Consider the following 19,605-nt stretch of genomic DNA (forward strand, 5'->3'; position numbering starts at 1 on the left):
CCTATAGAATTCTATAGGTGATTTTTTATATGCTCTTCTTAAGTATAGGAAGTGATGCCATTAGTACGAACGTGGCATAAGTAATAAACAAATAAAGTAAACTAAAAATCCCGTTCCAAAACATAAAATAGCAATGACCCAAAGGATACGAATGAGAGTAGAACTAATATCAAAATATTCTCCTAAACCACCACATATACCAAATAGCATTTTATCAGTTTCGGATTTACATAATTTTTTTGACATATAACGATCAACTCCTTTTTTATATGAAGCTATATACTTCTATTCTATATGGAAATTTATGAGAAGACTATGAGGTTGTATTACATTTTTTTAGAGAAACGATCATATTAATTGTCTTAATTTTCAGCGGATATTAAAATTATAGTAAGAGGTATGAGGCGATTTTTAATAAAGGGTGGGGAGATAGAAATGACAGTATATTGGTTGACTAATGTAATGCTTGAATCAAGGTATACATATGAAGAAGGGGCAATTTCACGAACAGAAACAGAATTATGTAGTTTACTCATTGAAGATGGACGAATTAAAAAAATTATAGAAGGGATTGTTCAAGAGGAAGGGATAGTAACTCTTGATGCGAATCGCTTATTAATTTTACCGTCTTTCGAAGAGATGCATATTCATATTGATAAAACATATTATAGTGGGCCTTGGAAAGCTTGTATGCCAGCAGACAGTATTTTTACACGTTTTAACGAAGAAGAGAAGATTTTGCCAAAGCAATTAGCAACTGCTCAAGACAGGGCGGAAAATATGCTAGAGTTACTACTTCGAAATGGTACAACGAATATTAGAACGCATTGTAATGTTGATCCAATTATTGGACTTCATAATTTGGAGGCGACGTTAGCTGCATTAGAAACATATAAAAATCGGATGTCTGGTAGAATCGTTGCTTTTCCGCAACATGGATTATTGCGCAGTAATTCTGTACAACTTGTGAAAGATGCGATGCGTATGGGTGCGAATCTAGTCGGTGGAGTGGATCCAGCTACAGTGGATAATGATATCGAAAAATCATTACATACGATTATGGATATCGCAGTAGAATTTAATGCAGATGTTGATATTCATTTGCATGATGCGAATAATCTAGGAACGTTTACGATGAAGAGGTTGGCAAGCTTGACAGAAGAAGCAGGGTGGCAAGGTCGTGTAACAATTAGTCATGCGCTTGGACTTGGTGGTGTTACTGATAAAGAAGCTGAAGAAGTGGCAGAAAGACTAGCAGCTTTAAGTATTGATATTACTTCAACGGTGCCAATTGGTAAACAAGTAATTCCAATTCCATTATTAGATAAAAAAGGTGTTAAAGTTTTATTAGGAAATGATAGTATTACAGATCATTGGTCGCCGTTTGGAACTGGCGATATGCTTCAAAAGGCAAATCGATTAGCAGAGCGTTTTGGGTGGAGTGACGAAAGGTCTTTAGGAAAAGCACTTCGCTTTATTACGGGAGGAAAAGAAACGTTAAACAAGGAAGGGAAACGAGCTTGGCCAAATGTAGGAGATGAAGCGAGCTTTGTTTTAACGAATGCAACATGTACTGCTGAAGCGGTAGCGCGTCAAACAGAAATGCGTTTAGTCGTGTATAAAGGGGATATTGTTGTTGGAAGTTTAAATGAGGTGGGATTAAATAATCTTGTGTAGAAGAATCGTTTAAATAATTTGAGGAGGGTTCTAATTGAGAATATAGAACTCTTCTTTTTTATTCTTACAATATATTTCGTATAGGAAAGCTAGAAGGGATGAAAAATTTGGACAATCAACATAACCAAAATCATTTTATGGGAACTTTGCAATGGTTTATATTTTTATTAGCGAATTCAATCGCACTACCAATTGTCGTTGGAGGGTTATTTCATCTTACGACGGAAGAAATATTTTATTTAATGCAGCGTACGTTTTTTGTAGTTGGTATATCTTCTTTTTTACAAGGATGGATTGGACATAGACTACCAATTGCGGATGGGCCAGCTGGATCTTGGGTTGGTGTATTTACCGTACTTGCTTATGCAACCGTCGGGCAGGATCAATTACATAGTACACTGCAAATTTTGGAATTAGGAATGATCATTTCCGGTGTTATTTTAATAGGATTAGGAGTAACTGGTTTTATTGGACGTATTTTATTTTTATTTACGCCGGTTGTGACAGGGACTTTTTTACTTTTATTATGTTTACAATTAAGTGGTGTATTTTTAAAAGGAATGCTAGGAATTACAGCTACTATTTCTCAAATTGATGGATTTACAGCAATAATCGCGTTTAGTATATTTCTGTCCGTTATTATACTATCTAATTTTGGAAAAGGTTTCGTTAAAAGTTATGCCGTTTTAATAGGATTAATTAGTGGGTGGATTATTTTTCTCATTGCAGGGAAAGTGACAATCCCATCTCAAGTAACTCATTTTGTACAACTTCCACATATATTTGCTTGGGGACTTCCAAAATGGAATACAGGTATGGCAATATCAAGTTTCGTTATGGTATGTATTTTAGTTTCAAATACAGTGGCAGCTATTATAGCGATTAATCAAGCTACCATTCATAAAGCGACTATTGAACAAAAACAGTTGAAAGATGGTACATGGGTTGGAGGGATTTCACATATCATTTCTTCTGTATTTTCAACTGTAGGTGTCGTTCCATTACCAGCAACGGCAGGATTTATACGCTTAACAAAGCAAAAATATATACGATCGTTCTTAATGGCATGTGCGTTACTAGTCGTAATGTCACTTTTTCCAAGTATTATTCGTTACTTAGCATCTTTACCATCTGCTGTTGCATCTGCGGTTTTAATGGCTTCGTTCGTACAGTTAATTGGAATTGGATTTAATAATATAAAACAAGTGCCGATGAGTGAAAGGAATGTAACGATTTTAGGCGTTGCAGTATTATTTGGCAGCGGCGTTATGTTTTTACCGTCTGGAGCACTTCAATCATTGCCGTCTGTTATGCAATATATATTCGGAAATGGTTTATTTGTAGGTACTGTTGTAAGTATATTGCTAGAACAAATATGGCGCGTCGGAAAGTAAGTGGATAAAAAGAGTGTACGCACTGTATAAAAGTCTAAAATAACATAGGAAATAAAGCCCATTTTTATTCACCACCTGCACATTTCGTTCATACAATATCTTGACTAAATAAACACCCAACTTACACATACACGGCTCTGGCTTAAGCAAGGAGGGTTATACCAGTTGAAGGAAAAAGCGTATCAATCTAAACCTTTACTCACAAAGAGAGAGAGAGAAGTATTTGAATTACTGGTTCAAGATAAAACAACGAAGGAAATTGCAGGTGAACTTTTTATTAGTGAAAAAACAGTACGCAATCACATCTCAAACGCAATGCAAAAGCTAGGGGTTAAAGGACGTTCACAAGCAGTTGTTGAGCTTCTTCGCATGGGAGAGCTCGAACTATAAGAAAGCAGCCGACTTTTATAAAAAGAGTCGGCTATTTTTCTGTTTGTTTCACGTGCTATATGAATGATAAAAACGTTTCATACATAAATAGGTAATAAGGAGGGGATATGTTGAAAAGGATACTGTTAGTTTCAACAAGTGCTCATGATATGAATGGACACCCGACTGGTTTGTGGCTGGAAGAGCTCGCAGCTCCTTATCTTTTATTTAAAAAAGCTAAGTTCGATGTTGATATTGTTTCTATAAAAGGCGGAAGAGTACCGATTGATAGAGTGTCTATTCCGAATGGCATACCTCGTGAATTTAAGCATGTCGCTTCTTTATTGCAAAATACGAGGGCGATTTCAACTGTCCATTCTTCAGAGTATGATGCGGTATTATTTGGTGGTGGACACGGGGCGATTGTAGATTTTTCAGGTAATCCATATATAGCAAATTTAATTGAGAATATGTATAACAATAACCGGATCGTAGCGGCTGTTTGTCACGGGGTAAGTTCTTTAGTTGGTGTGAAAAATAAAGATGGTTCATTTTTTGTTGCCGGTAAGCGTATAACAGGTTATACAAACGATGAAGAAAAAGCTGTACATTTAGAAAAGCGAGTTCCATTTTTGCTAGAAAGTAAATTGAAAGAAGAAGGGGCCTTGTTTTATGTAGCTCCTAATTTTACGCCACATGTTGTAGTGGATGGTCGTTTAATTACAGGGCAAAATCCGCAGTCTAGTGTGGAAATAGGTAAAGCTATAAGAAGAGCTGTAAATAAATTATAGAAAAAATACCCGCTACTAATAAAGGGAGTGGGTATTTTATTGCGAAAGGAACATTTTTTGTATAGTGTAGATTGAAAATACAATAAACTAAAAAGACATAATGAGTATAATAACTTCATTTATAATCATTCATGAATTTGCTATACTATTTTGTATGAACAAAAGGGGAGGCTCTTTTAAATGAGAAAAGTTGCGTGTGCAAATACTTATATTAATAAAATAAAGCCTATTATTCGAAAAACGAGTTTTAGCCAATTAAAAATAGATGAAATCGCGAAATATATGGATATTAGTAAAGCTACTTTATATAAACGTTTTTCTTCGAAAGATGAGATTATTGAAGCGGTAGTAGAGGATTTCATAAACTATCTTCTTGAAGGTGATGCGGATAATCAAGATGAAAGTCTGTCCTTTGCAGAACGTTTCCAAAAGACGTTTATCCATTCTTTAAAATGTGTGACGTATATTTCGGATATCTTTTTGCAAGATTTGAAAGAAGCGTATCCGCATTTGTCAGATCAGTTAGTCGCTGCACAACAAAATCGTAATCGTAATTTACAAATGTTTTTTGAGTCGGGTATGGGACAAGGATACTTTAATAAAATGAATGCGCAATTATTTATGGTACAAGATGATGTGATGTTAAGGCGTATTATAGATCATTCTTTTTGTATTCAATACGATATTACGTTAAAGAAAGCGATACTGGATTTTTATCAATTAAAGAAGTATCAACTTTTTAAGCCGGACTATATAGAAGCAATTGATGATTCTGAAATTGAAAAAGAAATTATTGCTATTTTGCAAATGATTTCGTAAAAAAGCAGGTTTTCCTATACGAATGGAAAACCTGCTTTTTTATTACATGTTATTTTTTACGTGTTGTAATACGAATTCAGCTACTAGGCCACCTGAAGCTGGATTTTGACCAGTGATAACACGATTATCTTCTACAGCGTAAGCTTCCCAAGGCTGCGCAGCTTTTTCGTAAAGCCCTCCATTTTTAATGAGTTCATCTTCTGTTAAAAATGGAACAAATTGATCCAATTCAGCTAGTTTTTCTTCTTCATTTGAGAATCCTGTTACTTTTTTACCGCTAATTAAACGTTCCCCATTACTTAATGTGATATGAAATAAACCAGCAGCTCCGTGACAAACAGAGGAAACAATTCCGCCATTTTCATAAATGTTGCGGCTAATCATTTGAAGTTCTTTATTTTCTGGGAAGTCCCAAATCACACCGTGACCGCCTGCGTAATAAATAAGAGCATAGTCTTCTGGATTCACTTCACTCGGTTTCATTGTAGAGCCGAGACGATTCATAAACTCTTTCTTTTGATACCATTCCCAATCGATGCTCTCCGCCATTGCTAAACTATGCGGATCAATCGGTGTATAACCACCTTGTGGGCTGACATAATCTACTTCGTAACCAGCTTCTTCAACTTTTTTAACGAAATGGACAGCTTCACCAAGCCAAAGTCCAGTAGCTCGATTTAAATTTGGATATTTTTCTACGCTCGTTAACACAACTAACATTTTTTTCTTCATCATAATCCTCCTGTAATGTTTCTTCTATATAAAAGTTCTTTATTTACTTCATTTTATTAAGTTAGAAATTGCAAATTTGAATAACCATGTCAGTCCTCCTTATATCGGATTCGAAATTAGTGTATAATAATTTTTGAACAAAGTAAACTAAAAACACTAAATTAGTTTACTTTGTATATTTTTCGTTGACAAACTGTAATGCTGAAACTATGATAGTTCCATGCATATCGAACAACATACATGTTTCGAATTCAATTTGTCGCGCGATAAATTTATATATTTAATGAAGTTGTTTAGTGGTGATAGAGGAGCTAAATAACTGTATTTTTTCATTTGCAGTTACTACAATCAGGAGAGGTGTTACACATGGGGGAAGATATAAGTAACCATTCAAAATGGTTTGTTTTCACATTATGTTTTATCGTTTTATTAGGACCGATGAACGCGGTTTTATTTAATGTAGCGTTAGAAGATATTGCTAGTGATTTGTCGATTAGCCAATCGAAAGTCAGTTGGGTTGTAGTAGGGTATTCCTTAGTTGTCGGTATTGGTTCGATAATATATGGGAAACTGGCGGACCGTTACAGTGTAAAAAAACTATTAATAACTTCCATTATCATATTTGTAGCTGGTTCAATTATTGGATTTGTAAATCAATCTTATGCGATTATCATTTTCGCAAGATTAGTGCAGGCGAGTGGGGGAGCGGCGTTTATTGCGCTTAGTATGATTGCGGTGGCAAAATTAGTTAATCCTGCTAAGAAAGCGGGTGTGCTAGCAATGATTAGTTCTTCTATTGCATTAGCAGTTGGTATCGGTCCTTTAGTTGGTGGAGCAATTACGAATACGTTAGGATGGCCGTATTTATTTTTATTTATGGTTATTTCAGTTGTTGGAATTTTTTTACTTGTGAAATTTATGCCGGAAGAATCACAGCATTCGGAAGAAGCGTTTCATTTTGATTATATTGGAGCGGTGTTATTATTTGCATTAATTGCGACCGTTTTATTAGGTGTAAATATGAATAGTTGGCTATTTGTGCTATCTGCTGCTTTCTTATTTTTATTCACGGTTCGTGTGAAGAACGCGGAGAATCCCTTTATTGATATTGAGTTATTTACGAATAAACCATTTCTTCGTTTAATTGCGGTTGGATTTATAATTAATGTGGCGCTATGTGCTAGTTTGTTATTATTACCATTACTGCTAGGGAGAGAGCATAGTTTATCTCCGTTCGTTATCGGGATTGTATTGTTTGTTGCATCTCTCTTTGGTATTGTATCTAGTTTTGTTACCGGAAAGATTGTTCCTTCGTTTGGGAATGTGAGACTGATTAATATAGCGTCTGTAGTTATGATCGTTGGTTTTTTAATTTTAGGGTTTATTCCGAACGAGAGCTTTATTGTTATTTTAGTAGCGATTATTTTAACATTTATGAGTTATTCAGCTATTCAAGTATCATTAAACACATTTATACCGAAAACATTACATCCAGCTAAAGTTGGAGTGGGACTTGGTTTATATAATTTAATTAACTTTTTCGGTATGGCATTTGGACCAGCTGTAGCGAGCAAAATTATAGAGTCTACAAATAGTTATCGTTTGAATTTTAGTTTAATCGTCATTTTAATTTCTGCTCATTTCTTCTTATTAATAGGAATGTCTTCTTTCCAAAAAAAGATGGAGCAATAAAGTGAAACTTTAATTAGTGGGGGTCTTACTGCCCGGCAAATAGCGAGGTAAACATGCACTTTATATAGAAGAAACCGACTTTCGTATAGAAGGTCGGTTATTTTTCTGTCTTGCAAATTATGAAAAAAAGGAGCAAAATAAAAAAGGTCCTAGTCTATACAGGTACAAATGAAAATTTTCATACAGAAGCAGTTTAAGTGAGCGAACTTAAAGTGTGTAAAATATAATGATAAAATAAGATGATGAATGAGAAAACGGGTGATGAAGTTGAATAGAGCAATCGGTGTTATCGATTCAGGAGTTGGTGGTTTAACTGTAGCGAAGGAATTAATTCGTCAGTTGCCGAAAGAGCGTATTATATATTTAGGGGATACAGCGCGTTGCCCTTATGGTCCACGTTCTCGAGAAGAAGTGCGTCAATTTACGTGGGAAATGACGGAGCATTTACTAGATTTAAATATCAAGATGTTAGTTATTGCGTGTAATACAGCAACTGCGGTTGTATTAGAAGAAATGCAGAAACAATTACCAATTCCGGTAGTGGGAGTTATTCACCCAGGATCACGTACAGCTTTAAAAGTGACAAATACGTATCATGTTGGGATTATTGGTACGATTGGAACGGTGAAAAGTGGTGCATACGAAGAAGCGTTAAAGTCTATTAATAACCGTGTTATGGTAGAAAGTTTAGCATGTCCGCCTTTCGTCGAACTTGTAGAAAGTGGGAATTTCGAAAGTGAAATGGCGTATGAAGTTGTAAGAGAAACATTGCAACCGCTGAAAAATACCGATATTGATACACTTATTTTAGGTTGTACACATTATCCAATTTTAGGTCCTGTTATTAAAAAGGTAATGGGAGATAAAGTGCAACTAATTAGTTCTGGTGATGAAACAGCGCGTGAAGTAAGTACAATTTTATATCATAGTAAAATGTTGAATGAGGGAGAGGAACAAAGTGATCATCTCTTCTTAACAACAGGGAAAATAGGTCTATTTAAAGAAATTGCATCAAAATGGTTCGGTCAGCCGATTGAAAATGTGAAGCATATTCATTTAGAAGAATAATAATAGTAGAATTCATATAAGTGAACTCCTGAGAAATTAGGGGTTTTTTGTTTATCCCGCTATTTGCCGGGCAGTAAGACCCTGCTGATTAAAGTTTCACTTTATAAGAAGCACAGCTTGTTCTAAAACGTGAAATAGCTCGTATACATAATAGTACAAACTTAGTTTTTAGGGGGGGAAGGCATGCCTAAATCCACTTTTAAATGGGTTATTGGTGCTACGGTAAGTGCTGTTTTATTAACAGGGTGCGGCTTCATAAATCAGGAGAAAGCGACCGAACAAATTGATCCACCAAAAAAAGTTACGTATACAGATGGTGAAAAGAAAGGGACGGCTAAAAATAAACAAGGGCAAACGATAAATAGAGAAATATACTTAGTTGATAAAAATGGATATGTTGTACCGCAAACAATCGCAATGCCTACTCCGAAAGCGAATGAAGTAATACAGCAAACGCTAGAATACCTTGTGAAAGATGGGCCGGTAACTGATTTATTACCGAATGGGTTCCGTGCAGTCATTCCAGCAAATACATCGATGACTCTAGATTTGAAAAAAGATGGGACAGCAGTAATTGATTTCTCTAAAGAAATGAAAAACTATGCAAAAGAAGAAGAGCGTCAAATTGTTGAGTCAGTAGCGTGGACTTTGACTCAATTTAAAGAAATAAAACAAGTGCAGTTTCAGATAAATGGTGAAAAGTTAGCGAAGATGCCTGTCGCGGGTACACCGCTTGGAGAAGGGGTGAGTCGTGCGAATGGTATTAACTTTGATGATGAACAAGTAGCAGATGTAACAAATACAAAACCAGTTACGCTTTACTTTATGGCGCAAAATAATAATAAACAGCAATATTATGTACCGGTAACACGCCGCGTTGTAGAAGGAAAAGAAAATGATTACGCAGCCATTATAGATGAACTTGTAAAAGGACCGATTCATCAATCGCTCCTGAATGATTTTAATCCAGGAGTTAAGCTTATTACGAATCCGAAATTGCAAGACGGAAATCTAACATTAAACTTTAATGAAAATATATTTGTAAACCCAGATAAAAATATGGTTTCAAATTACGTATTGAAGTCGTTAGTTTTATCTTTGACAGAAAAGAAAGGCGTAAAAAGTGTTTCTATTGAAGTAAATGGTAAAGCAAATCTTATAGATGAAAAGGGCGGAAAGTTAATAAAACCTGTAGATCGTCCAGAAAACGTGAATACAGGTAGTTTTTAATCGTGGATAATTTGATATACTTAAGTAAGAAAGGGGAATTGCTTTTTGGGTTCCCCTTCTTTTATTGTATACATATCATACATTTAAATTTGGCTATACTAACAAGTAGTTATGAGGAGGTTATTTTTATGCGAGTAGATGGTAGAGAGAAAACAGAATTACGCCATATACATATTCATACGAATTATTTAAAACACCCAGAAGGATCAGTATTAATTGAAGTTGGGGATACAAAGGTAATTTGCTCAGCGACAATTGAAGAGCGTGTCCCGCCGTTTATGCGCGGGGAAGGAAAGGGCTGGGTAACAGCTGAATACGCGATGATTCCGCGTGCAACAGAACAACGTACAATCAGGGAGTCAAGTAAAGGGAAAGTAACTGGACGTACAATGGAAATCCAGCGTTTAATTGGACGAGCATTACGTGCGGTAGTTGACTTAGAAGCACTTGGCGAGAGAACAGTTTGGATTGACTGCGATGTTATTCAAGCAGATGGTGGAACGAGAACAGCTTCTATTACAGGTGCATATGTAGCGATGGTATTAGCGTTTGAGAAGTTATTACAAGCAGAAAAAGTATCTAAAATTCCAGTAAAAGATTATTTAGCAGCAACGTCAGTAGGAATTGTGGAAGAGCAAGGTGTTGTTTTAGATTTAAACTATGCAGAAGATTCTAAAGCGGACGTTGATATGAACGTGATTATGACTGGAAAAGGTCAGTTTGTCGAAGTGCAAGGAACTGGAGAAGAAGCGACGTTTAGCAGAACACAGTTAAATGAACTACTTGATGCTGCGGAACAAGGCATTTTCCAACTAATTGACATGCAAAAAGAAGCGTTAGGTGACATCGTATCTCATATAGAGTAGAGGTGGAAAATATGAAACAGGTTGTTGTTGCGACAAAAAATATGGGGAAAGTGCGTGAGTTTGCTGAGTTATTTGAGCGCTTTGATTTAGAAGTGAAATCATTACACGATTTTCCTCATATTGAAGAAGTCGAAGAAACTGGTGAAACGTTTGAAGAAAATGCAATCTTAAAAGCAGATAGTTTGAGTAGACAGTTGGATTCTATCGTAATTGCGGATGATTCAGGTCTGATCATAGATGCTCTAAACGGAAAACCAGGCGTGTATTCAGCCCGGTTTGCAGGAGAGCCGAAAGATGATCAAGCGAACATGGATAAAGTGTTACAAGAATTAAATGGAATTGACTTTGAAAAACGTAAAGCGCGTTTCTACTGTGCATTAGCAGTTGCATTCCCAGAAGCGGATAAAGAACCGGTCATTGTGAATGGAACGTGTGAAGGGTACATTTTAGAACAGCGCCGCGGGGAAAACGGCTTTGGATATGATCCAATCTTTTATGTAGAAGAATATAAAAAAGCGATGGCAGAACTAAGTTCAGATGAGAAAAATGCCATTAGTCACCGCGGACGTGCTCTTCGTAAGTTAGAAGAAAAAATTCCGGAATGGTTTTTAGGAGAATGAGGGAGAGAGATTGATGAAAGCTTTAATCGTAAGCGATAGTCATAGCTCTGTGAAGGAATTACAGCAGTTAAAAGAGAATTATGAAGGGAAAGTAGATGTCATGATCCATTGTGGTGATTCGGAGTTAACGCCTGCTCATGAAGAACTGCAAGGTTTCCATGTTGTAAAAGGAAATTGTGATTATGCTAACTTTCAAGATGAAATTGTAACTGACGTAGATGGCATTCGCTTCTTAGTTGTGCATGGACATCGTCATAACGTGAAAATGACTTTACAAACGTTAGCGTACTATGCAGAAGAAGTGGGGGCACAAGTTGCATGCTTCGGACATTCTCACGTATTAGGTGCGGAATTTATTGATGGAGTTTTATTTATCAATCCAGGAAGTATTTTATTACCACGTCAGCGTGTAGAAAAGACATTTGCCTTATTAGAAATGAATGAAAAACATATAGATGTTCGCTTTGAAACATTAGACGGACAACTAGTTGAACAAGCAGTTTTTAAAAGAGGATAAGAAAAATTATCCTCTTTTAAAAAAGGTGTTGACTTTATGTATGGATATACATATAATAAATATTGTCGATAGGGCAACAGCGCTAACGAAGAAAAATAAAATAATATATGCGGGTGTAGTTTAGTGGTAAAACAAGAGCCTTCCAAGCTCTGGTCGAGAGTTCGATTCTCTTCACCCGCTCCATGTCCCAGTAGCTCAGCCGGATAGAGCATACGCCTTCTAAGCGTACGGTCGGGAGTTCGAATCTCTCCTGGGACGCTAAAAAAACCTTGTTATCTTTTGATAACAAGGTTTTTTGTTTAGTTATTAATAAACTTCTCAAAGACAAAACCATAATCTTTCACATTATATTGTTTCTTCGTATCAACGAGCCAGTTAAAGGCGATTTCATTCATCTCTTTAAATTGCTCTGCTAAATTTACTTGTGCATTTGAAATACGGCTAAAAGTGTTAGATGCCATATCTAGACTTTTATGTGCATACTGCAATGTAATATCGTTGTCGTATGAAATTTCTTCTATTTTAAGTAAAGCCTTATATAAATCTTTTAATTCTTCAATGTGTTTTTTATGAACATCAATTGAATAATGCTCATCTCCCATTTGAAACTTAATTTCTACATCTAAATCAATCGTTCCGGCAGTTTCAAGTGCTACGTTTTTAATTTGATATTTACTATAGCTAAAGCGGCGTAGTGTACGTTTTTTACTTGTTGCGCTTGTGCCATCTAGGTGGATTAATCCTTTGTTTGTGAAACAATATTCATCTGATTTTGATTTAATTAGAAAATAAATTTTCTCTCCATCTTCATGCATCACGTAATCATCAGCATCAACCTTATCGTAATCTTTCGGTGTAATGACAGACCCTACATCGCTTAGTCCTAATACATCTGCAGCCATTTTTTTAAACATATATAATCCCCCTTTTAAATTCTTAATTGTACAAAAATATATTAACATGATTTTAACAAAATGTTTTCTTGTAAGGCGAAAATATTTGAAGGTAAGTTAAGAAAAATAACGAATATTATTTCGATCCTAAATTATTTAATAAATCCATTAGTTTGAGAGTTGATTCTCCGAAAAATTATCAAGAGAAAAAGTTAATATTGCAAGTGATTATAGAGAAATTCCATGAAAGCACCTCAAGCGATAGGAGGTGTTTTTCTAACCCTTTTGAAATCTTACAATTCTGTAAGGTAACTGTAAGGTAGTTCGATGGTAAGAAATTGCTAATCTTTTATAATGAAGGTAACAACGATAAAACGAGGAGGAAGAAATGATGAAGGGATTAGTTGTAACAGGCTTAACAGTTGCTTTTGGATTTGTAGCGTATGAGAAATTAACGTATGTAGTTGATGTTGTAAAACATTTAATCGCTTAGTAAAAAAAACTACCATGAGAGGGAAAGGGAATGAGTGAATGAATGGAATGGTTATTTGGAATTATAGGTACTTGTAGTGTAGTGTTATTGTTCTTTGTCCCGAGTGGTATACTTAGTTCGACAACGAGTTTGTTTTTCTTAAGTTTGTTTGCTTGCACGATGCTTATTATTATGTTTTTAATGAAGCGAAGTAAGCCAATCTTCTATTTTAGCATGATTGTTATGGCAATTATTGTTCTCCAAATTATTACCCTTGTAATATACCCCACAATTATAAAAGCTTTCCATTAATGATGAATCCTCTGCGTCTGTTGCTGAGGATTTTTATTTGTATAATTTTGATTTTTTAATAAAGATTTAGCTGTATTGAAATATAAAAATAGAATATTTTTATATTTCAAACAAAAGGTTTTAGATTGTTGTGTTCTTATTACGCATTTGATATATTTACTTTGAAGATCATTAAAATCTAGAAAAAGAGGCGGACGTATGGATAAAAAAGAAAATACGGTCGTATTGTTTCCGCAACTATCAGAACGCTATATTGATGAAGGTTTTTTAGCACTGAAAGAGCGGGAATTCGAAGATGCATTGCGCTGCTTTGAAATATTACGTCAGTATAATGCAGAAACGGAACAAACGGAATTAGCTTCCGTTATTTGTTTGCTGGAATTAAAACGTATGGAAGAAGCGAAAGACAAATGTGAACAGCTGCTTGAAACAGGAGCTGTCTTATTTGGTGATATTCTTGAAACGTATGTGACGATTTTAGTTCAAACAAATGATTATGAAGGCGTTATTGAAACTGTTGAAAAAGTTTTGCGAACGAAAGATATAAAGCCTGAGCAAAAGGAAAAATTAGCGCAACTCGCTTTATTTGCAGAAGGTATGCTAAATGAAGAAGACACGTCGCTAATTGATTCAAATTTCGAATTGGATGAATTTACTAAGGATATTTTTGGAGAAAACTTTGGGCAAAAGCTGAGAGCGATTCAACAGATTTCGTTAAAAGACTTGGATCTTGCATTACCTGTTTTAAAGAAATTTTTAATAGACGAAAAGCAACATCCTTATTTGAAAACTTCTATTTTGTATAAAATGATAGAAAATCAAGTAGAAGAAGAGATGGAAGTAGAGAAATTTGGAAATATAGTTAAAGTGATTCCAGCATTTACAGGTCATAATGAGGAGCAATCCGATAACATTATACATACATTATCAAGCCGATTGGAGCAAAATTATCCCGATATATTTAGTGCGATGGTTGCGTATTGGAAAGAATTACAAATTAGCGTTTTCCCATTTGCACTATTAATGGATAAAGTAGAGATTTGGGCTGCTGTTTTAGAGAGAATTGGAAGAAAACGTTTCGGATTGGCTATTGATGAAGAAGAACTTATGACAGCATATAATATTGAATTAGAAGAGTTTCATATTGCCTATCAATGGTTATTGCGTGTTGAAAGAGAAGGATATTTGCCCGTATAATTATGAAAAAGAATCGTTCAGTTCTTGAAACGAGCATATTCTATGTTATAATGTAAGGGTTGCAAAAGGCAGAAATCTGCCTGTTTGTAAGAGAAGAGAAGTGTAATTCTCTTACTTAATATGTTTCATATTAGTCTCGAACAAAATATACCGTAGTTGTCTTTTAGACAACTAGTAGATTGGAACATTATATCTGAAAGCATTTGCTAGAGGATTATTTGTACATTTATTATTTCGAAAGAGAGATAATGAATATTTTAATCTATAGAGGTATGTGCATACATTATTATAGTTGGAGGGAAAGAATAAATGGCTGCAAAATGGGAAAAATTAGAAGGTAACGTAGGCGTTTTAACAATTGAAGTTGATGCTAAAGAAGTAAACAACTCTATCGACGCTGCGTTCAAAAAAGTAGTAAAAACAATCAACGTACCAGGTTTCCGTAAAGGAAAAATGCCTCGTCCGTTATTCGAACAACGCTTTGGTATCGAATCTTTATACCAAGATGCTTTAGATATCATCTTACCAAAAGCATACGGTGAAGCAATCGATGAAGCTGGTATCTTCCCAGTTGCTCATCCTGAAATCGATATTGAGAAGTTCGAAAAAAATGCTAACCTTATCTTCACTGCAAAAGTTACAGTGAAACCTGAAGTTAAATTAGGTGAGTACAAAGGTTTAGCAGTAGAGAAAGTTGAAACAACTGTAACTGACGAAGATGTAGAGAATGAAGTAAAAGCTTTACAAGAGCGTCAAGCTGAACTAGTTGTTAAAGAAGAAGGAACTATTGAAAATGGTGATACAGCTGTAATCGACTTCGAAGGTTTCGTTGATGGCGAAGCATTTGAAGGCGGAAAAGGCGAAAACTATTCTCTTGCAATCGGTTCTGGTACTTTCATCCCAGGTTTCGAAGAGCAAGTAATTGGTCTTAAATCTGGTGAGTCTAAAGACGTTGAAGTATCATTCCCAGAAGAGTACCATGCTGCTGAATTAGCTGGCAAACCAGCAACATTCAAAGTAACAATTCACGAAATCAAAACAAAAGAACTTCCTGAGTTAAACGACGAGTTCGCTAAAGAGGCTGACGAAGAAGTTGCAACTCTTGATGAATTAAAAACAAAACTTCGTACAAACTTAGAAGAAGGCAAAAAGCACGAAGCTGAGCACAAAGTACGTGACGAAGTAGTAGAATTAGCTGCTGCTAACGCTGAAATCGATATTCCAGAAGCTATGATCGACACTGAGTTAGATCGTATGGTTCGTGAATTCGAGCAACGTTTAAGCCAACAAGGTATGAACCTTGAGCTTTACTACCAATTCACAGGTACTGATGCTGACAAATTAAAAGAGCAAATGAAAGAGGATGCACAAAAACGTGTAAGAATCAATCTTGTTCTTGAAGCTATCATTGAAGCTGAAAACATCGAAGTTACTGAAGAAGAAGTAACTGCAGAAGTTGAAAAAATGGCTGAAATGTACGGTATGCCAGTAGACGCTATCAAGCAAGCTCTTGGAAGCGCAGACGCTTTATCTGAAGATCTTAAAGTGCGTAAAGCTGTAGACTTCTTAGTAGAAAACGCTGCATAATAAAATAACAAGGCGCGATTTTAATCGTGCCTTGTTTTATAAATATAGAAATATATTTATAAAACTTTTCGATGAAGAAGGAAAAGTTCCTTTATAAGTCGAATATACATATTTCAAAAGTTTTAAAAACTTTTTATTTGTACATAACTAGTCATATTATTTGTATTTCTCGCTACGTAGTGACATAATATGTATTTACATACGATACATTTATCGTGTACATACGAAGGCAAGAGGTTAGCACTTTGTAAGGGGTGTGAAAATATGTTTAAATTTAATGATGAAAAAGGGCAATTAAAATGTTCTTTCTGTGGTAAAACACAAACGCAAGTTCGAAAGTTAGTTGCAGGTCCAGGTGTTTACATTTGTGACGAGTGTATCGAGCTTTGTACTGAAATTGTACAAGAGGAGCTTGCGAAGGACGAAGAAGTAGAATTCAAAGATGTACCGAAACCGGTAGAAATTCGTGAAATCTTAGATGAGTATGTCATCGGACAAGATAACGCGAAAAAAGCACTAGCGGTAGCGGTATATAACCATTACAAACGTATTAATTCTAACAGCAAAATTGATGATGTAGAATTAGCGAAGAGTAATATTTCACTTATTGGGCCAACAGGTAGTGGTAAAACATTATTGGCACAAACATTAGCGCGTATTTTAAATGTTCCATTTGCAATCGCGGACGCAACATCTTTAACAGAAGCTGGATACGTTGGGGAAGATGTAGAAAACATTTTACTAAAACTAATTCAAGCGGCTGATTATGATGTAGAAAAAGCGGAAAAAGGAATTATTTATATTGATGAGATTGATAAAGTGGCACGTAAGTCCGAAAATCCATCAATTACACGTGATGTATCTGGTGAAGGTGTACAGCAGGCACTTCTGAAAATTTTAGAAGGTACTGTAGCAAGCGTTCCACCTCAAGGTGGTCGTAAGCATCCGCATCAAGAATTCATTCAAATTGATACAACGAATATCCTATTCATTTGTGGTGGAGCGTTTGATGGCATTGAGCCAATTATTAAACGTCGCCTTGGTGAAAAAGTAATTGGATTTGGTTCAGAGAAGAAAAATGCTGATGTAAATGAAAAGCATGTTCTATCTCACGTATTACCAGAGGACCTTTTAAGATTTGGTTTAATTCCAGAGTTTATCGGTCGTCTTCCAGTTATTGCGAACCTAGAGCCACTTGATGAAGATGCTCTTGTTGATATTTTAACGAAACCGAAAAATGCACTTGTTAAGCAATTCCAAAAACTGTTGGAGCTTGACGATGTTGAGTTAGAGTTTGAAGAAGGCGCACTGATTGAGATTGCGAAAAAAGCAATTGAACGTAAAACAGGTGCTCGTGGACTTCGTTCTATTATTGAAGGCTTAATGCTTGATGTAATGTTTGAACTTCCATCTCGCAAAGATATCGAGAAGTGTATTCTTACGAAAGAAACAGTAGCTGATAATGAGCCACCGAAATTGGTGCTACAAGACGGTACTGTACTTGATACAAAAACATCTGCATAATGCGAAAGAGAAACAGCAATTTTTATAATTGCTGTTTTTCTTTATGTTTAGCTACGTTCTTCCGCGGAAATACTAAATGATAAAACATTGCGGGAGGAAATAAATGATGAGCTGGACAAATATATTTTTACTTGTTCAACTTGTTTTTGGTGTAATTGTCGGATTATATTTTTGGCACTTACTTCGAAATCAGCGAACACAAAAAGTTTCAATTGATCGAGAATCAAAAAAAGAATTAGAACAGCTTCGTAAAATGCGTGAGATTTCTCTAACAGAGCCGCTTGCGGAAAAAGTGCGCCCTACATCCTTTTTAGATATTGTAGGGCAAGAAGACGGGATTAAGTCGTTAAAAGCGGCTCTTTGTGGTCCGAATCCGCAACATGTAATCATATATGGCCCGCCAGGTGTCGGAAAGACAGCGGCAGCGCGTCTTGTATTAGAAGAGGCGAAACGAAATCCGAAATCTCCATTTCGTACGAATGCAACATTTATCGAACTTGATGCGACGACAGCTCGGTTTGATGAACGTGGTATTGCAGATCCTTTAATTGGCTCGGTTCATGATCCGATTTATCAAGGTGCTGGTGCGATGGGGCAAGCAGGTATTCCACAACCGAAAAAAGGCGCAGTAACAGATGCACATGGTGGTATTTTGTTTATTGATGAAATTGGTGAACTACATCCGATTCAAATGAACAAAATGTTAAAGGTGTTAGAAGATCGAAAAGTATTTTTAGAAAGTGCGTACTATAGTGAAGAGAATACGATGATTCCAACGTATATACATGATATTTTTCAAAAAGGTTTACCAGCAGATTTCCGCTTAGTTGGAGCGACAACACGTTCACCAGAGGAAATTCCACCTGCTATTCGGTCTCGTTGCTTAGAGGTATTTTTCCGTGAGCTAGATACAGAAGAAATTCAAAAAGTAGCGAAGAATGCAGCCGACAAAGTGGAAATGCAAATCGGTGAGAACGGTATTGAAATGATTGGTATGTATGCAAGGAATGGACGAGAAGCAATTAATCTCGTGCAAATCTCTGCTGGTATGGCGATAAATGAAGAACGTTCTTTCATTAAAGATGAAGATATAGAGTGGGTTGTTCATTCTAGTCAGCTTACACCGAAATATGAAAAACGTATTTACCCTATTCCGAGGATCGGTCTTGTAAACGGACTTGCTGTATACGGACCGAATACAGGAGCGTTATTAGAAATAGAAGTAACAGCAATCACGGCGAAAGATAAAGGGTCGGTAAATGTTACCGGTATTGTAGAAGAGGAAAGTATTGGTAGCCAAACGAAATCAATTCGTCGTAAAAGTATGGCGAAAGGTTCTGTAGATAATGTATTAACAGTACTTCGTTCTTTAGATGTGTTACCAGAAGGGTACGATATACATATTAATTTTCCAGGTGGTATCCCGATCGATGGTCCTTCTGCAGGGATTGCTATGGCAACGGGTGTTTACTCAGCCGTGCATCGTACATACGTGAATAATGAAGTGGCGATGACAGGTGAAATAAGTATACATGGAGAAGTGAAGCCTATTGGTGGTGTGTACGCAAAAATAAAGGCTGCGAAAAAAGCAGGAGCTAAGAAAGTCATTATTCCTGCTGAAAACATGCAACCGTTTTTGTACACAATAAAGGGAATTGAAATCATTCCTGTTCGTAAGTTAAAAGAAGTATTTGAGCTAACATTTATGCAGGAAAATATGCATCGAGAGCTTGATGTACATACTACTGTAGACGAAACAGATGCACAATCCATGTGAGAATGAATGATAATAAAATTTGCCAGACTTCGTTTAAGTTTGTATGCTTAAGCGGAGTCTTTTTTTCT

At 35.8% G+C, this 19,605-nt stretch carries 19 protein-coding genes, 2 tRNA genes and 1 pseudogene; 19 read left to right on the top strand and 3 right to left on the bottom strand.

Annotated elements, in window-relative coordinates; all coding sequences use genetic code 11:
* Window positions 1-60 precede the first annotated feature (60 nt).
* On the bottom strand, window positions 61-246 hold the full coding sequence (locus JDS95_RS10645) for a PspC domain-containing protein (RefSeq protein ID WP_000038412.1): 186 nt from the start codon (window positions 244-246) through the stop codon (window positions 61-63).
* Between the two features lie 189 nt (window positions 247-435).
* Here JDS95_RS10645 and JDS95_RS10650 point away from each other — a divergent pair, with 189 nt between their 5' ends.
* From JDS95_RS10650 to JDS95_RS10670, 5 genes are all read left to right on the top strand, one after another.
* Window positions 436-1,677, top strand: coding sequence for an amidohydrolase family protein (locus JDS95_RS10650; protein ID WP_000219578.1), 1,242 nt, complete (start codon window positions 436-438; stop codon window positions 1,675-1,677).
* A 98-nt stretch (window positions 1,678-1,775) separates the two neighbouring features.
* Window positions 1,776-3,071, top strand: coding sequence for a purine/pyrimidine permease (locus JDS95_RS10655; protein WP_002045124.1), 1,296 nt, complete (start codon window positions 1,776-1,778; stop codon window positions 3,069-3,071).
* Between the two features lie 165 nt (window positions 3,072-3,236).
* Window positions 3,237-3,461 carry a spore germination transcription factor GerE gene (gerE, locus tag JDS95_RS10660; protein WP_000659484.1) on the top strand — a complete coding sequence of 75 codons (225 nt, stop codon included), beginning with the start codon at window positions 3,237-3,239 and terminating at the stop codon, window positions 3,459-3,461.
* 107 nt (window positions 3,462-3,568) lie between these two features.
* Window positions 3,569-4,231, top strand: a complete 663-nt coding sequence (locus JDS95_RS10665) for a type 1 glutamine amidotransferase domain-containing protein (RefSeq protein ID WP_002045125.1) — start codon at window positions 3,569-3,571, stop codon at window positions 4,229-4,231.
* A 180-nt stretch (window positions 4,232-4,411) separates the two neighbouring features.
* Window positions 4,412-5,050: a TetR/AcrR family transcriptional regulator gene (locus JDS95_RS10670; RefSeq protein ID WP_001233002.1), complete on the top strand. Its 639-nt coding sequence runs from the start codon at window positions 4,412-4,414 to the stop codon at window positions 5,048-5,050.
* 42 nt (window positions 5,051-5,092) lie between these two features.
* Here the strand turns inward: JDS95_RS10670 and JDS95_RS10675 are convergent, their stop codons facing one another.
* The gene (locus JDS95_RS10675; protein WP_085450561.1) at window positions 5,093-5,782 is read right to left on the bottom strand and encodes a type 1 glutamine amidotransferase domain-containing protein; all 690 of its coding nucleotides are present in this window, start codon (window positions 5,780-5,782) and stop codon (window positions 5,093-5,095) included.
* A gap of 366 nt (window positions 5,783-6,148) precedes the next feature.
* On the opposite strand from JDS95_RS10675, the gene JDS95_RS10680 reads away from it, so the two are divergent.
* The 8 genes from JDS95_RS10680 to JDS95_RS10715 all read left to right on the top strand — a co-directional run bounded on the left by JDS95_RS10680 (window position 6,149) and on the right by JDS95_RS10715 (window position 12,033).
* The gene (locus JDS95_RS10680) at window positions 6,149-7,474 is read left to right on the top strand and encodes an MFS transporter (RefSeq protein ID WP_199690459.1); all 1,326 of its coding nucleotides are present in this window, start codon (window positions 6,149-6,151) and stop codon (window positions 7,472-7,474) included.
* A gap of 261 nt (window positions 7,475-7,735) precedes the next feature.
* Entirely contained in the window at window positions 7,736-8,542 is an 807-nt protein-coding gene (racE, locus tag JDS95_RS10685) for a glutamate racemase (protein WP_000773999.1), read from the top strand.
* Between the two features lie 183 nt (window positions 8,543-8,725).
* Window positions 8,726-9,772 carry a GerMN domain-containing protein gene (locus JDS95_RS10690; RefSeq protein ID WP_085450563.1) on the top strand — a complete coding sequence of 349 codons (1,047 nt, stop codon included), beginning with the start codon at window positions 8,726-8,728 and terminating at the stop codon, window positions 9,770-9,772.
* 128 nt (window positions 9,773-9,900) lie between these two features.
* A complete protein-coding gene (rph, locus tag JDS95_RS10695) occupies window positions 9,901-10,638 on the top strand; it encodes a ribonuclease PH (protein ID WP_001261767.1) in 738 nt (245 codons plus the stop codon).
* A gap of 11 nt (window positions 10,639-10,649) precedes the next feature.
* A complete protein-coding gene (locus JDS95_RS10700) occupies window positions 10,650-11,258 on the top strand; it encodes an XTP/dITP diphosphatase (RefSeq protein WP_000815931.1) in 609 nt (202 codons plus the stop codon).
* Between the two features lie 13 nt (window positions 11,259-11,271).
* Entirely contained in the window at window positions 11,272-11,775 is a 504-nt protein-coding gene (locus tag JDS95_RS10705) for a metallophosphoesterase (RefSeq protein WP_000645520.1), read from the top strand.
* Between the two features lie 109 nt (window positions 11,776-11,884).
* A tRNA-Gly gene (locus JDS95_RS10710) sits at window positions 11,885-11,958 on the top strand.
* Window position 11,959: 1 nt separating this feature from the next.
* A tRNA-Arg gene (locus JDS95_RS10715) sits at window positions 11,960-12,033 on the top strand.
* 41 nt (window positions 12,034-12,074) lie between these two features.
* Here the strand turns inward: JDS95_RS10715 and JDS95_RS10720 are convergent.
* Window positions 12,075-12,689: a PH domain-containing protein gene (locus tag JDS95_RS10720; RefSeq protein ID WP_000473870.1), complete on the bottom strand. Its 615-nt coding sequence runs from the start codon at window positions 12,687-12,689 to the stop codon at window positions 12,075-12,077.
* 113 nt (window positions 12,690-12,802) lie between these two features.
* Between JDS95_RS10720 and JDS95_RS32110 the strand changes: the two are divergent.
* From JDS95_RS32110 to lonB, 6 genes and pseudogenes are all read left to right on the top strand, one after another.
* Window positions 12,803-12,915 (top strand): annotated as a pseudogene (locus tag JDS95_RS32110) (group I intron-associated PD-(D/E)XK endonuclease); the annotation flags it as partial.
* Window positions 12,916-13,203: 288 nt separating this feature from the next.
* Window positions 13,204-13,452: a hypothetical protein gene (locus JDS95_RS10725; RefSeq protein WP_001983650.1), complete on the top strand. Its 249-nt coding sequence runs from the start codon at window positions 13,204-13,206 to the stop codon at window positions 13,450-13,452.
* Between the two features lie 198 nt (window positions 13,453-13,650).
* A complete protein-coding gene (locus tag JDS95_RS10730; protein WP_199690461.1) occupies window positions 13,651-14,649 on the top strand; it encodes a hypothetical protein in 999 nt (332 codons plus the stop codon).
* A gap of 309 nt (window positions 14,650-14,958) precedes the next feature.
* A complete protein-coding gene (gene tig, locus JDS95_RS10735) occupies window positions 14,959-16,236 on the top strand; it encodes a trigger factor (RefSeq protein WP_000729257.1) in 1,278 nt (425 codons plus the stop codon).
* 264 nt (window positions 16,237-16,500) lie between these two features.
* A complete protein-coding gene (gene clpX / locus JDS95_RS10740; RefSeq protein WP_000472286.1) occupies window positions 16,501-17,760 on the top strand; it encodes an ATP-dependent protease ATP-binding subunit ClpX in 1,260 nt (419 codons plus the stop codon).
* 106 nt (window positions 17,761-17,866) lie between these two features.
* Window positions 17,867-19,537 (top strand): ATP-dependent protease LonB, encoded by a 1,671-nt coding sequence (gene lonB / locus JDS95_RS10745; RefSeq protein WP_033661375.1) that lies wholly within the window; start codon window positions 17,867-17,869, stop codon window positions 19,535-19,537.
* Window positions 19,538-19,605 lie beyond the last annotated feature (68 nt).

This window comes from Bacillus cereus group sp. N24, assembly GCF_016483345.1.
GTDB lineage: Bacteria > Bacillota > Bacilli > Bacillales > Bacillaceae_G > Bacillus_A > Bacillus_A toyonensis.

Excerpts from the sequence above, each read along its gene's own strand:
- JDS95_RS10645 (WP_000038412.1), bottom strand. The coding sequence starts at position 246 with ATGTCAAAAAAATTATGTAAATCCGAAACTGATAAAATGCTATTTGGT.
- JDS95_RS10650 (WP_000219578.1), top strand. The coding sequence starts at position 436 with ATGACAGTATATTGGTTGACTAATGTAATGCTTGAATCAAGGTATACA.
- JDS95_RS10655 (WP_002045124.1), top strand. The coding sequence starts at position 1,776 with ATGAAAAATTTGGACAATCAACATAACCAAAATCATTTTATGGGAACT.
- JDS95_RS10665 (WP_002045125.1), top strand. The coding sequence starts at position 3,569 with ATGTTGAAAAGGATACTGTTAGTTTCAACAAGTGCTCATGATATGAAT.
- JDS95_RS10670 (WP_001233002.1), top strand. The coding sequence starts at position 4,412 with ATGAGAAAAGTTGCGTGTGCAAATACTTATATTAATAAAATAAAGCCT.
- JDS95_RS10675 (WP_085450561.1), bottom strand. The coding sequence starts at position 5,782 with ATGAAGAAAAAAATGTTAGTTGTGTTAACGAGCGTAGAAAAATATCCA.
- JDS95_RS10680 (WP_199690459.1), top strand. The coding sequence starts at position 6,149 with ATGGGGGAAGATATAAGTAACCATTCAAAATGGTTTGTTTTCACATTA.
- racE (WP_000773999.1), top strand. The coding sequence starts at position 7,736 with ATGAAGTTGAATAGAGCAATCGGTGTTATCGATTCAGGAGTTGGTGGT.
- JDS95_RS10690 (WP_085450563.1), top strand. The coding sequence starts at position 8,726 with ATGCCTAAATCCACTTTTAAATGGGTTATTGGTGCTACGGTAAGTGCT.
- rph (WP_001261767.1), top strand. The coding sequence starts at position 9,901 with ATGCGAGTAGATGGTAGAGAGAAAACAGAATTACGCCATATACATATT.
- JDS95_RS10700 (WP_000815931.1), top strand. The coding sequence starts at position 10,650 with ATGAAACAGGTTGTTGTTGCGACAAAAAATATGGGGAAAGTGCGTGAG.
- JDS95_RS10705 (WP_000645520.1), top strand. The coding sequence starts at position 11,272 with ATGAAAGCTTTAATCGTAAGCGATAGTCATAGCTCTGTGAAGGAATTA.
- JDS95_RS10720 (WP_000473870.1), bottom strand. The coding sequence starts at position 12,689 with ATGTTTAAAAAAATGGCTGCAGATGTATTAGGACTAAGCGATGTAGGG.
- JDS95_RS10725 (WP_001983650.1), top strand. The coding sequence starts at position 13,204 with ATGGAATGGTTATTTGGAATTATAGGTACTTGTAGTGTAGTGTTATTG.
- JDS95_RS10730 (WP_199690461.1), top strand. The coding sequence starts at position 13,651 with ATGGATAAAAAAGAAAATACGGTCGTATTGTTTCCGCAACTATCAGAA.
- tig (WP_000729257.1), top strand. The coding sequence starts at position 14,959 with ATGGCTGCAAAATGGGAAAAATTAGAAGGTAACGTAGGCGTTTTAACA.
- clpX (WP_000472286.1), top strand. The coding sequence starts at position 16,501 with ATGTTTAAATTTAATGATGAAAAAGGGCAATTAAAATGTTCTTTCTGT.
- lonB (WP_033661375.1), top strand. The coding sequence starts at position 17,867 with ATGAGCTGGACAAATATATTTTTACTTGTTCAACTTGTTTTTGGTGTA.